The 12,834-nt window shown below is 62.8% G+C and carries 13 protein-coding genes; 9 read left to right on the top strand and 4 right to left on the bottom strand.

The window, feature by feature from the left end; all coding sequences use genetic code 11:
• Positions 1-44: 44 nt before the first annotated feature.
• The 7 genes from JFN93_RS13765 to JFN93_RS13735 all read left to right on the top strand — a co-directional run bounded on the left by JFN93_RS13765 (position 45) and on the right by JFN93_RS13735 (position 5,115).
• Positions 45-560, top strand: coding sequence for a YfiR family protein (locus tag JFN93_RS13765; RefSeq protein ID WP_199384669.1), 516 nt, complete (start codon positions 45-47; stop codon positions 558-560).
• 167 nt (positions 561-727) lie between these two features.
• Positions 728-982, top strand: a complete 255-nt coding sequence (locus JFN93_RS13760) for a GSU3473 family protein (protein WP_199384668.1) — start codon at positions 728-730, stop codon at positions 980-982.
• Positions 983-1,394: 412 nt separating this feature from the next.
• Complete coding sequence (locus JFN93_RS13755; RefSeq protein WP_199384667.1) at positions 1,395-2,948, top strand: acyl-CoA carboxylase subunit beta; 1,554 nt, start codon at positions 1,395-1,397, stop codon at positions 2,946-2,948.
• Positions 2,949-2,959: 11 nt separating this feature from the next.
• Entirely contained in the window at positions 2,960-3,238 is a 279-nt protein-coding gene (locus JFN93_RS13750) for a hypothetical protein (RefSeq protein ID WP_199384666.1), read from the top strand.
• A 15-nt stretch (positions 3,239-3,253) separates the two neighbouring features.
• Positions 3,254-3,646: a biotin/lipoyl-containing protein gene (locus JFN93_RS13745; protein ID WP_199384665.1), complete on the top strand. Its 393-nt coding sequence runs from the start codon at positions 3,254-3,256 to the stop codon at positions 3,644-3,646.
• Between the two features lie 149 nt (positions 3,647-3,795).
• Complete coding sequence (locus tag JFN93_RS13740; RefSeq protein WP_199384664.1) at positions 3,796-3,957, top strand: hypothetical protein; 162 nt, start codon at positions 3,796-3,798, stop codon at positions 3,955-3,957.
• A gap of 27 nt (positions 3,958-3,984) precedes the next feature.
• Positions 3,985-5,115, top strand: coding sequence for a sodium ion-translocating decarboxylase subunit beta (locus tag JFN93_RS13735; RefSeq protein WP_199384663.1), 1,131 nt, complete (start codon positions 3,985-3,987; stop codon positions 5,113-5,115).
• 361 nt (positions 5,116-5,476) lie between these two features.
• Here JFN93_RS13735 and JFN93_RS13730 read toward each other — a convergent pair whose 3' ends face one another.
• On the bottom strand, positions 5,477-8,992 hold the full coding sequence (locus JFN93_RS13730; protein ID WP_199384662.1) for a GAF domain-containing protein: 3,516 nt from the start codon (positions 8,990-8,992) through the stop codon (positions 5,477-5,479).
• A gap of 86 nt (positions 8,993-9,078) precedes the next feature.
• The gene (locus JFN93_RS13725; RefSeq protein ID WP_199384661.1) at positions 9,079-9,339 is read right to left on the bottom strand and encodes a PilZ domain-containing protein; all 261 of its coding nucleotides are present in this window, start codon (positions 9,337-9,339) and stop codon (positions 9,079-9,081) included.
• A 169-nt stretch (positions 9,340-9,508) separates the two neighbouring features.
• Here JFN93_RS13725 and JFN93_RS26110 point away from each other — a divergent pair, with 169 nt between their 5' ends.
• Together JFN93_RS26110 and JFN93_RS13720 are read left to right on the top strand one after the other, a co-directional pair.
• A complete protein-coding gene (locus JFN93_RS26110; RefSeq protein ID WP_407931883.1) occupies positions 9,509-9,787 on the top strand; it encodes a GSU3473 family protein in 279 nt (92 codons plus the stop codon).
• 333 nt (positions 9,788-10,120) lie between these two features.
• Positions 10,121-10,378, top strand: a complete 258-nt coding sequence (locus JFN93_RS13720; RefSeq protein WP_199384660.1) for a PilZ domain-containing protein — start codon at positions 10,121-10,123, stop codon at positions 10,376-10,378.
• A gap of 143 nt (positions 10,379-10,521) precedes the next feature.
• On the opposite strand, the gene JFN93_RS13715 is transcribed toward JFN93_RS13720, so the two are convergent.
• Positions 10,522-11,340, bottom strand: coding sequence for an FkbM family methyltransferase (locus JFN93_RS13715; protein WP_199384659.1), 819 nt, complete (start codon positions 11,338-11,340; stop codon positions 10,522-10,524).
• Positions 11,341-11,558: 218 nt separating this feature from the next.
• Positions 11,559-12,833: an MFS transporter gene (locus JFN93_RS13710; protein ID WP_199384658.1), complete on the bottom strand. Its 1,275-nt coding sequence runs from the start codon at positions 12,831-12,833 to the stop codon at positions 11,559-11,561.
• Position 12,834: the final 1 nt, after the last annotated feature.

The raw sequence follows: 12,834 nt of genomic DNA, 5'->3' as shown, positions 1-12,834 counted from the left end.
GGAGAAAAGCGGTAATTCCGCGGCGATTGGCCCGGATCGCCTTCATGGTGCTCGCGTGCCTTTTCAGCCTCGCCGTTTCCGTCCCGGCGGCACCGGCCAAGCTGACTGAGGGGCAGGTCAAGTCCGCCTACCTCTTGAACTTCGCCCAGTACGCCGAGTGGCCCCATGCCTCCTTCCCCGATGCCGGCACCCCCCTGGTCATCTCGGTGCTGGGTAAAAGCAGTTACCTGAGCGCCTTTGACGCCTTGACCGACCGGACCGTCCACAAGAGGCGGGCCCAGGTCCGGTTCATCTCCCGGATCGAGGAGCTCGGCGATTCCCACATCCTCTTCATCTGTGCTTCGGAGAAGGGGCAACTCTCCCGGATCCTGAACAGCCTCAAATCGGAAGCCGTGCTGACGGTGAGCGACATCAAGGACTTTACCGATGCGGGAGGGATGATCGGCCTGGTGCCCAAGGACGGCCGGCTCGCCTTCGAGATCAACATGAAGGCGGCGCGCCGGGCCGACATCAAGCTGAGCTCCCACCTGCTGCGGCTCGCCGTCGCCATCCGTGAATGAGCGGGCGCCGAAGACTGTCTCGGCGTTCCCGGTTACTGAAACAAGGAGCGGAAGGGACTGGCACTGCTCCCTCTGAAAAAGCGTATTGCCGTAACAGCGGTTGTCATTGACAGAATTAATGGTAACTTTCTGACAGAGGCTTTCCGGCAATGAGATGAGGGGATAGCATGTTCGTCCGAATTGTCCGAACCGATGGGAAAATCGAGCTGGCACCTGCCCGGGAAATCGACCTCTTGATCCAGGAAGGGGAGATCACCGCCTTTTGTCGTGCCGAGGGGTGGGTCGTCATCGGCAAGGATGCCATCCGCACCACGCAGGTCCCCTATTCCGGGGTGGGGCGCCGGTGGTCGGACATCGTCAAAAGGTGCCGATCCTTCGCCCGCGCCAGTGTCCCGGACGACACGCAAGGTGGCGGCAGCTGAAGGGTGAGAGCCGTCCCACCGCTGGAAAAGCCGCCCACCAAGGCGGCACGGGTAAAAAACGGAGCCGGGGGCGCAGCATGCTGCGCCCCTTTTTTGCTGCGCAATATCGCCCAAAAGAAGGTCCGTCCTGGGATCCCCCTTTGGCAAGGGGCAGATGCAGATCGCAGGGTGGGCACCCGTGCCCACCGGCCTCCCGCCAACACTGGCATTGCCCCCCCTTTCATTGCATCAGACTTTCCCCGCACAGACAAAGGAAATCCCCACTCAGCTCTCAGAGGCAATCAAAGCAAATGTTCATTGCTTTCAGTTCATGACTTGTTAGTCAGAATTATTGTTATATAGTTACTCGAATCAGAAAAGCATGTCCCGTTGTGCCAGGGAAAAAAATCTTTTGTCATAGCAAGGAGCCCGCATGGCAATCAGGGAAGAGCTGATTGAGGAACTGCACCGGCGTCGTGCGGCGGCTTTGGCTGGCGGCGGCAAGGAAAAGATAGAAAAAAGACATGCCCAGGGAAGGCTGGGTGCCCGGGAACGGGTGGAGCTTCTCTTTGATCCCGGCTCCTTCAGCGAACTCGGGATGCACGTGAACCACGCCTGCCACATGCCGGGATTCGCCTCCAAGTACCTGCCCGGCGATGCGGTGGTAACCGGCACCGGCAACGTCGATGGCCGGCCGGTCGCCGTCTTCAGTCAGGATTTCACGGTGGGCGGCGGAGCCCTGGGACACATGCATGCCGGCAAGATCTGCGACATCATGAACATCGCCTGCGAAACCGGGATCCCCATCGTCGGCATCAACGACTCCGGCGGCGCCCGGATCCAGGAGGGGATCCACAGCCTCTCCGGGTACGGCCAGGTCTTTTTCCGCAACGTCGCCGCCTCCGGCGTCGTCCCCCAGATCGCCATCATCGCCGGACCCTGTGCCGGGGGCGCTGCCTACAGCCCCGCCCTGATGGACTTCCTCATCCAGACCCGTACCCACTCCAGCATGTTCATCTGCGGACCGGAAGTGATCAAGGCCGCCACCGGTCAGGTCGCCCCCATCGAGGAGTTCGGCTCCGCCGAGGCGCACGCCTCGGTCAGCGGCAACATCCATTTCGTCGCCGACGACGACCGGCATGCCTTGAGCATCGCCCAACAGCTGCTCAGCTTCCTTCCCCCCAACAACATGCAGGACCCCCCCCACCTGATCCCCGAGGAGATTCCCATCGTCCCGGACCAGGGGATGAACGAGCTCGTTCCCGACGACCCGAGGGTGGGCTTCGACATCTACGGAGTGCTCGCGCGCCTTTTGGACCCGGGCCAATGGCTCGAAGTGCAGGCGAGCTTCGCCCGCAACATCGTGGTCGGTTTCGGCCGCATCCACGGCATGGTGGTGGGGATCGTCGCCAACCAGCCCGCCTACAAGGCCGGCTGCCTGGATATCGACAGCTCCGACAAGGCGGCCCGTTTCATCCGCTTCTGCAACGCCTTCAACGTGCCGCTCGTGAGCCTGGTGGACGTGCCGGGCTTCATGCCGGGGCTGGCCCAGGAGCGGGGCGGCATCATCCGCCACGGGGCCAAGATGCTCTTTGCCTACGCCGCCTCCACCGTCCCCAAGATCACCGTCATCCTGCGCAAGGCCTACGGCGGGGCGTACCTCGCCATGTGTTCCAAGGACATGGGCGCCGATTTCATCTTCGCCTGGCCCTGCGCCGAGATCGCGGTGATGGGGGCGGAAAGCGCGGCCCGCATCATCTACAAAAAAGAGATCGAGGCGGCGGAGGACCATGCAAGCCGGGAAGCCGAGCTGGTGCAGCTGTACCGGGAAAAATTTGCCACCCCCTACCAGGCGGCCTCCCGCGGCATGGTGACCGACGTGATCGAGCCTTCCGAGACCCGGGCCCGGGTCGCTCTCTCCCTGCGGATCGCGCTGACCAAGCGGGTATCGCGTCCGCCCAAGAAGCACGGCCTGATCCCCCTGTAAGGAGACGACGCATGTCCAAGCTCATTTCCGCGCTTACCCGCGCGGTCGAGGCCCTGCGCCATCCCGGCGCCGAGCCCAAGCCGGAGCTGCCGGAAGAGACCGAGGCCCCGGCGCAAACGACCATCCACCCAGGCCTGAGCGACGAGGAACTGGTGGTGCTTTTGACCGTTGCCGCCAGTGAGGCCCTGGACGCGCAGGTACGGATCGAGACCTTCCGGGCGCACCCCCCAAAGAACCTGAGCTGGGTCGCCCAGGGGCGGGCCGATCTGCAAACCCATCGCCTGAGATGAAAGGAACCGTACTTTATGAAAATGCTGAGGATCACCTTGGAAGGACGAAGCTATGACGTGGGGGTGGAGGTACTGAGTCAGTCGGCGCCGGAAGCCCAGCCGGGGGCGGTGCCGCAGGCCGCGGCCGCGCCGGTGCTCGCGGCGGTCCCGCGCCCCGCTACGGCCCGGGCCGTACCGGTCGAGCCGGGGGGAAAGGTGGTGACCAGTCCGATGCCGGGGCACGTGTTCAAGTGCCTGGTCAAGCGCGGCGACGCGGTGGCGGTCAACCAGGTAGTCGTGGTCCTCGACGCGATGAAGATGGAGACCCCGGTGGTATCGCCGTACGCCGGCACCGTCCGGGACGTACTGGCCCGCGAAGGGGACGCGGTCGAGGAAGGCCACCCCCTGGTCCAGATCGAGGAAACCTAGCGGCCTCGGAAACCTCCCCTTGCGAAGGGTGTATGGACGAGGCCCGGCAACGGTTGCCCCTAAAGCAGAACGCACCATCACCCGGTGGGAGCGCCATTCCTGGCGCGAACCGCCGGAGGCGGCGACCGCCGTTGCAAAGAGGACATCTCATGCCTATCCAAGACAACCTGAACGGCGCCCTGCTCATCAGCGCGATCGACTTCGTCCTGAGCTTCGTCATCATTGGAGGGATCGGGGTGGTGCTGGCCCTGTTCCCCCTGCTGAACCGGCTGGGCAAGGTCGACGACGAAACCCTCAAGAAATCCCACTGACCCGCCCGTCGGTACCGAGGAGCCCGTATGTTTGCCCAATTCCTGGGTTTGCTGAACGTATTGAAGGACCAGACCGGCCTGGCGCAGATGACCTGGGGGAACGTGGTCATGATCGGGGTCGGGGTGATCATGATCTACCTTGCCCTGGCCAAGAAGTACGAGCCCTTTCTCCTGGTCGGGATCGGGTTCGCCTGTGTCGTCGCCAACGTCCCCGGTTCCGGACTCACCCAGCCCGGCGGGCTGTTTCATTACGCCTACCAGGGGGTGGCGCTTCTCATCGTGCCGCCGCTGATCTTCCTCGGGGTCGGGGCGATGACCGATTTTGGCCCGATGATCGCGAGCCCATGGCTGGTCATCCTGGGGGCCGCGGCACACCTGGGGATCTTCGTGGCGCTGATCGGCGCCAAGCTCCTTGGCTTCAGCCTGGCCGAGGCCGGTGCGATCGGCATCATCGGCGGCGCCGACGGCCCGATGGCCATCTTCGTCACCATGAAGCTGGCGCCGCACCTGCTCCCCCAGATTTCCGTGGCGGCCTATTCCTACATGGCGTTGATGCCCTTGATCCAGCCCCCGGTCATGAAGCTCCTCACCACCAAGCAGGAACGCCAGATCATCATGGAGAAGCCGCGCCAGGTCAGCCGGCTGGAGAAGATCGCCTTCCCGGTGCTCATCGCGGTCATCGTGAACCTGTTCTTTCCCCCCATCGCGCCGCTCATCACCATGTTGATGCTGGGAAACCTGTTCCGGGAGTGCCTGCTGGTCGACCGGCTGGCGCAGACGGCGGCCAACGAGGTGATGAACATCATCACCATCATCCTGACCGTGGCCATCGGCTCCACCATGAACGCCGAGCAGTTTCTCACCGTGAAGACGCTGGAGATCGTCGCCCTGGGGCTGGTCGCCTTCATCTTCGGCACCGCCTCCGGCGTGGTGGCCGCCAAGGTGATGAACGTGATCACCGGCGGCAAGGTCAACCCGTTGGTCGGATCGGCCGGGATCGCCTCGGTCCCGATCGCCGCCCGGGTTTCCCACATGGTGGCGATCCGCGAAAATCCCCAGGTCTACCTCATCATGCACGCCATGGGGCCCAACCTGGCCGGTGTCTTCGGCACGGCCATCTCGGGAGGCATCCTGCTCGCGCTTTTGGGGGTTAAGTAACGGAAACGGAAGTGGTGGGGGGCAGGTCATCCCCGTCCCCTTCGAGGGGAGGGGTGCAGTACTTGGTAAAAAAGACTGGGAGGGCAGGAAAAAGGGGACCCAGCTGCGCCGGTCGGCAGCAGGGGCCCCTTTTTTAGTTTTTCCGGACGTTCGAGAATCCAACCCGGTCGGGAGTTCCGAGAAATCTACCCGGTATTGCGACGAAAGCACCGCACGAGAACCGGCGTGCCCCTTTGCGCAGGGGGAACCGGGCCGCATGGTCCGGCCAGGTTAATGCGTCAGGACCGTGTCTCCCTCGCCCTCCGGGAGAGGGTCGGGGTGAGGGGCTTCAGAAGGCAGAAAACGAACGCGCCTTCAAGGTTCACAGTTCGATCCGGAATTCGGCCCCCTCGGCCACGTTGCTCACGCTCAGTTTTCCTTCCATGTTCTTCTCGATGATCGTCTTGGCCATGAAAAGTCCGAGCCCGGTCCCGTGCTGCGGTCCCTTGGTGGAAAAGTAGGGATCGAAGATCTTGCCGATGATGTCGTTGGGGACCCCACCGGCGTTGTCCCTGACGGTCACCACCGACCGGCCCCCTTCGGCGCGCAGCGTGATGGTGATGGCCGGATCGGGGACCTCGCGCTCGGTAAGGACGTCCATCGCGTTGTTCATGATGTTGAGGAGGACCTGGGAATACTCGTTTTTGTACCCCAGGATCGACGGTGCGGCCTCGGCGCTGACCTTGACGGCAATATTGTGATAACGGCACCGGTCCTCGGTCAGAGTCACCGCCGCTGCGATGGCATCGCCTACTTGGAACTCCGCCTTCTCCTTGTCCGGCTTGAAGAAGTTGCGGAAATCGTCGATGGTCTGCGACATGTGCTGGAGCAGCTTCATCGAATTGTCGATGGTCTCTTCCAGGGTTTCCTGGGTCAGCTTGCCCAGGTTGTACATCAGGGGGAGCCGCTGGATGGTGAGCCCGAGGTTGTTGAGCGGCTGACGCCACTGGTGGGCGATGTTGCCGATCATCTCCCCCATGGCGGCCTGGCGCCCTTGTAGCAGCATCAACCGGTCCTTTTCCCTCAGTTCCGCGGTCCGTTCGTGAACCCGCAGTTCCAGTTCCCGGTTCAGTTCCTGGAGGGTGGTCTCCGCGATCTTGCGCTCGGTGATGTCCATGGTCACCGCGACGCCGCCGATGACCCGGCCGTTTTGATCGTGCAGCGGGGCACCCGAGGCTGAGGCAAACCACCTCCTGCCGCTGGGGAGTTCTACCCTGAGCTCCAGGGGCGGAATATCCCGGCCCTCGGCCACCGCCCGCTGCAGGGGAAGTTCGGCATCGCTTATTTCCCGCCCGTCCAGGAAAAACTTCACCTGGCGCCCCGGAGCCGTCCCTTCCGGCGCCGACGCTGAGAGATTGTCGGTGGGCGACACCTCGAACTGCCGCAACACGGTAGGGTTCCCGGTGATGTTCCGGCAGGTCTCGTCGTCGGAGAAACTGACGCCGACCGGCAGCGCGTTCATCAAGGTGGTCAGCCGGTGGTGGGCGGCAAAGAGCTTCGCCTCGGTCCGCTTGCGGAAAAGGGTCTCCACGACGACCGGTGCCATCGCCTCCAGCGCCTGTTGATCATCGAGGCGGTATCCCCCCTCGCGATTGCCGACCGCTATCATCCCGATGAGATTCCCATCCCGAAAAAGCGGTACCCCCAGAAAGGATTCCAGGGGGGGATGGTTTTCCGGCAGCCCGACCCGGTCCGGGTGGGCCGCGGGGGCGTTGACGATCAGGCTTTTCCCGTCCTGCAGCACCTTTCCGTAGATCCCGTGCAGGGGGAAGGTTGGCGCTTCCTTTGGACCGGCCGCATCGTACATCTGACAGGCCTCCCAGCCGGGATTGCTGATCGCCAGGGCACACAGCCGCCGATCTTGCTGCATCTCAGCGATGAAACTGATCCGGCTTTCGGTCGCCCCCTCCAGTATCCCCAGGATCGCCCCGCACATCTCCGCCTCGGTTTGGTTGGCCAGCCCCTGCTCCAGGACGAGGTTGATACTGCGCAGTACGGTGGCGGTCCGCTCGGCCACGGTGCGGGCGGCGGTCGCTTCCTGCGCGAGGACCAGTGCCTCCTCCCGGGACTGCCTCAGTTGTTCCGCCTGGGCGCGCAGCGCCTCGTCGGTCTGCAGCCGTGCGATGAGGTCGGCGGCCTGCCGGCAGAGGAGGTCGAGCAGGCGCAAGGCGTGGTCGTCGGGGCGGCGCGGGGTTTTGTAGTGGGTGGAAATCATCCCGACCGGATCTCCCGAACGCTTGAGCATCGGGGTGGACTGTACCGCTCGCACGCCGGCCCGGAGCTGGATTTCCAGCGCCGGTGTGCCGGCAAAGACCGGACTTGCTTCCACATCCTCGATGATGACCCGCTCCCGGCGCTCCAGCGCCGTCCCGCAGGCCCCTTGGCCCTGGGTGACCGCATCCCAGTACTCCAGCCACCATCGGGGGAAGCCGCGCTGCACCGCAATGTGCAAGTCCCCCGTGGCGTGGTCCAGAAGCTGGATGTTGCCGAAATCCGCCCCGGTAATCTGGATTGCCGCAACGAGAATCTCTTCGAGAACCGGTTGCAGGTCTCCGTTTCCGCCGGACACGAGGAGCGTACCGAGGTGGTGCAAAAGGGTCATCGCGCCCAGGTCCTGCGCCTGCTGCTGTTCGATCTGCTTGCGCTCGGTCACGTTCTCGATCAGCGCCACGATCCACCGGGGTGCCCCCCCGGCGTCGCGCACCAGTGACACGCTCTTGCGCACCCAGATCGGCTCGCCCTCTTTGCGTAGGTACCGGTTTTCCACGGTAAAGGCCGGAATCTCCCCGGCCAGCATGCTCCGGATCTGCACCAGATTGGCTTCGCGGTCCTCGGGATGGATCAGCTGGGCGAAATCCAGCTTCCTCAACTCCGACAGGTGGTAACCGGTCGCCGCGCAATAAGCGGGGTTGGCATCGACGAAACGCCCGTCCGGGGTGGTCATGGCGAAGCCGATCGCCGCGTGGGCAAAGGCGCTGCGGAACTTCTCCTCGGCGCCGGTGAGCGATGCCACGAGGGCATCGTCCAGCGACATCCCGCGGCTCTGCGCGCTCCGTACGAGCACGACCAGGGCGGCCAGGAAGTAGACCCCGCCGAGGTATTGCGAGATGCGCCCCACCCAGCCGACCGGACTCCCCACCGAGTGCTGGATGAAAAAGCCGGTCAGGCTGATCGCGGTCAGCGCCAGGGCGCCCGCATACCAGAGGAGAAAGGGCTCCCGGCGGCGCAGGTAGGTCGTCAGAAAGACCAGGCAGGAAAAGAGGAACAGCAGGATGGAGCTGCCCAGTACCTCCTGGCGCAAAAGGGTCGGCCCCGCCCCCTGCCGGAAGAAAAGCGGGATTGCCCCCCGGAAGGTGGCCAGCGTGACCGCTCCCATGAAGAGCAAGGTGCCCAGGTAGCCGAGGCAGAGCCACCAGGTCCTCCGCTTGGGCGCGGCTTCCGGGTCGTGGCCGGCGGACAGAATGAGCCCGGCCAGAAAGTGCAGCACGCCCCCCATCAGCGCACCGCAGTTGTATATGGTGACGTTGAGGTTGACGCCCCCGGGAAGGCCGCGCACGAAGGCGGCAATCACCCCGCCCATGCCGAAAAGGAGCATGGCGCACCCCAGGAGAAGTACCTGGATCCGGCCGGTCAAAAGGTAGTTCCGCCACACGATGCCGGCCAGGATGAAGCTGACGCACCCGACGAACAGGGTGTTGGCGATCATGATCAGCCAGGGGGGATCGAAAAAGGTGGTCGCGGGGAAGCCGAACTGCAGGACCGCCATCAGCAGCGGCAACACAAGGATGGGGAGCACGGCCAGGGTGCGTCCCGCACGAAATGATTTAGGCCAAGTCATTGCCTCTCCCTACCGGAACATAACATGCCAATCCACCGCTTCCCGAGACCGCGTCCCCCCAGGGCGGCCCGCTCAGCCGAACGCGGTCAGTTGTAGAGTGCCCCATCGAACTGCAGTCCGATGCCCCGATCGGTGCACCGGACTACCTTCGCCTCCAGATCGAGGATCGGGGTGTTCAATACCGTGATCCGCACCACGTCGTTCACCGCGAGCTCCTGTGCGGTTGCGACGAAGATCCCCCTCCTGCTGAGATCTTCCATTGACCCGTCAAAAAATTGATCGGCGCCGGCCAGTCTCGCCTCCGCATGAAACACCACCCGGGGGCACGCTCGTTTCTCGTCGTACATAAGGCTCTCCCTCATCTTCCCGGCACCTCGCGGTGCCACCGTAGGACCGGCAGGTCGGCAGGCCGGCTTCATCGCGAAGCCGGCACCGATTCCATCCGGGTGTGACACAGATAGCGCTGCTCTCTCATAAGCGCAGTCAGAAGATGATATTTTACCAAGTTTTACGTCAATGCCAGTTGTTATAGCAAGGTTTAATAGTATTGTATCAGTAGTGGGGCATGGAACTTTTTTCTCACCGGAGGCCGCTATGCAAGTCATGGTTGCCCGATACAATGGGAAAATAGAACTGGCTGCTCCCCCTGAGGTTGACCTGCTGATCCAGCGCAGGGAAATATTTGCTTTTTGCCGGGGAAATGGATGGGTCATTTTAGGCAGGGATTCGGTCCGTAGGGGACACCAGCCTTATTCCGGCCCAGGGCGCAGATGGTACGACTCTGTGGAGTGGTAGAAGGGCCAGCCGAAAAATGCGACGGCCGGCGACTTTCCCCAAGCCTGCGCCGGAGTCTGTCCTTAATTTCGGGAACGGGGATAACGACCCACGAGGTGCCGCCCGCCGAAAAGCGTCGGTGCCAACCCGGCAGGAGCGACGTCTCGGGTCGCGATGGAGTCTATCGGAACGGGCCAGGTGGCTCCCTGCCCGGTGGGAGCGCCTTTGCCGGCGCTGTTTAACCGGCAGGACCTGGTCGCCGCCTCCGGCGCATCCCGCCCATGGCGCTCCCACGGTAAAAACTGTCTGCCATGAAGTTATCCAAAGTGCAGCATGCTCCCAAGGAGAGGCGATATGCGACAGGAAAGGCGCGAGCATTACCGGGTAGCCACCCGGTTGAACGCCAAGGTGCAGGCGGGGGGGCACAGCCATGAGGGGGTAATGGAAAACCTGAGCGCGCTGGGTGCGTTCGTCAGGTCGGTGCGGAATTTGGAGTTGAACGAGGAGGTCATCCTCACCGTTGAAAGTACCTCCATCCGTGAAACCGCCAAGGTGGTCCGAACGACCCCCACCGGAGTCGGTCTGCGGTTTGACAACAATCTGTTCGAGTAAGAGGTTGCCGGAGCGGTTTTCCCGTCAAGTAAAGGTTCCCTGAAGACATACCAGGCTCACCCGATAGCCCCGAACCCCCGACCTCGATCCGGACCAAGCCGGATGCGGCCGACGCTCTGGTCTTCAAGACGTGGCGTGCCGGGTTACCTCCTTTTTCGATATGCATAGATGACGATGTCTTGAAACTGCTCCGGCTCGAAGGGGCGATCGACGTCGCCCCGGATCTGGTAGCCGAATCCGGCGTCTTCAAGCAATTGCAGCATCTTCGAAAGAGCATCGGCGTCTTTGACCAAGTGATGGTGGTATTCGATCGCCATCTGTTTTATCAGGGCCAGTTTTCCCGATCTCGCGAGCTCGGCAATGACCTCGGTCTCGGCCCCCTCGATGTCCATCTTCAGAAAATCGATTTCCTGATCGATATGTTTCGAGAGGACGGTGCCATTCACCGTCCTTTTCTGCATCGGCAGCCGGTCCTTTTTCGTGCTCATAAGCAGGGAACCCGGGTTTTCCGGATCGTGAAAAAATTCCACACTCCCCTCTTGATCCATCACCGCGAGCTCGTGAATCTGGACGGAATCGGACAGGTTGTTCTTGATGATGTTTTGTTCCAGGCAGGCGAAGGTCTCCTTACCCGGCTCGAAAGCAACTATTCGGGAACCGGGATAGAGCGTTTTGAAATAGAGCACCGACATCCCGATATTGCTGCCGCAGTCGATGATGAAAGGATGGTCCGTTTCGGCCTTGAAGCGGTATTCGTCGTTGATGAATATTTCGTTGTAAAGGAAGGAAAAGGTCGCAAAGTCGAGGAACTTCATCCGGAATCCGGCAATTTCCGCGGAAAGGTTCGATCGGTCATACATCTTGAAGAGAAAAACCCTCAACCAGGTGAGCAGTATCTTCTGTTTCAAGCTTCTGTGGATATCCAAAAGCAGGATGTTAATAAGCTTCCTTAACCGTGACATCCCCTCCCCCTTCCGCCAATTTCTGAACTGACCCTAGATCCGGGCCCGAATCCCGCTTCCGTCTGACGGCGCCAACCGCGGGGGCCGGCGTCTTGGGGCGCCGGCTCGGGGGAGATCGTCTCCCCGGGCGGGTGAAGTAAAGCACGGGAGAACCGGCGAAAGCAAGAAAAAGGGGAGGGCGGGCGCCCTCGTCGTGGCCGGGGAGGTGGGGAAACGGATCAGGCCGGGTCCTTGATGATCCCCATCTTGAGGTAGATGGTGTGTACCTGCGCTCTCATCCGGGGCAGGTATCTGCCGAACAGGAACGTGCCGACCAGGCAGCAGGCGGCGCCGAGCAAGATGGTCCAACGGGGACCGATGAGGTCCGCCAGCACCCCCACCAGGTAGCTTCCGAACGGAAACACCATCCACGCCGTGGCATAGAGGCTCATCACCCGTCCCCGTTTGTCTTCCTCGAGGATCGTCTGGAGCACCGTGTTGCTGGTGGCCGCCAGGGTCATGATGCCGAATCCGGCCAGGGTGAGGGAGGCCAGGGAGAGGACGATGTTGGTGGAAAGGGCGAAGGCACCGATCCCCAAGGCAAAAGAGACCCCGGAAACCACGATCAGGCCGGGATGGCCGAGCACGCTCTTTCGGGAGGCGAGGTAGGCGGTGCCGGCCAGCGCCCCGCCGGCACCCGCGGTCATCATGAATCCGAAGGTATGAGCGTCGCCGTGCAAAAGCTCCTTGGCGAAGACCGGCAACAGCACCGAGTAGGGGGTTCCCACCAGGCTCAGCAAGGCGATCAGCAACAGGAGGTTGCGGATGGGACGGAAACCGAATGAATAGGTGACGCCGTCACGAAGCTCTTGCAGTACCCGCCGGCGCGGCGACTTCAGATGGGGGCTCGGGGGGAGGCGCATGGCGGCGAGCGCCAACAAAACCGCCAGGTAGCTCGCGCCGTTTAAGATGAAGCAGACCCCTTCGCCGACCGAGGCGACCAGCATTCCGGCCACCGCCGGGCCGATGAGTTGGGAAATGTGAACCATGGACGAGTTCAGGGCGATGGCGTTGCCCAGGTGTTCCCGGTCGACCAGTTCCACGACCAGGGTCTGCCGGGCCGGAATTTCCAAGGCGGTGATGGCGCCCAGCAGCAGGCACAGCACGACGATGTGCCAGACCTGGATCACCCCGTAAAGGACGGCGGCGGCAAGGAGCGCCGCCTGGAGCATGGCGAGCGCCTGGGTGAGCATCAGCAGATGGTGTCGGTTCCAACGGTCGGCGAGCACCCCGGCAAAGGGGGCGAGCAGAAAGGTGGGAGCCCGGCTGGCAAAACCGACCACGCCGAGGAGGTAGGCCGAACCCGTCATGCGGTAGACCAGCCAGCTCATGGCGACCTGTTGCATCCAGGTGCCGACCAAAGAGATGCCCTGGCCGGCGCAGTAGAGCCGGTAGTTTCGGCCGCGCAGGGCCCGAAGGAGCGTTTGCAGTGCGGAAAGGTTCACATGTGCCATT

This window comes from Geomesophilobacter sediminis, assembly GCF_016458275.1.
Classification (GTDB): Bacteria; Desulfobacterota; Desulfuromonadia; order Geobacterales; family Geobacteraceae; genus Geomesophilobacter; species Geomesophilobacter sediminis.
This window is presented reverse-complemented; position numbering and strand designations above follow the sequence as displayed.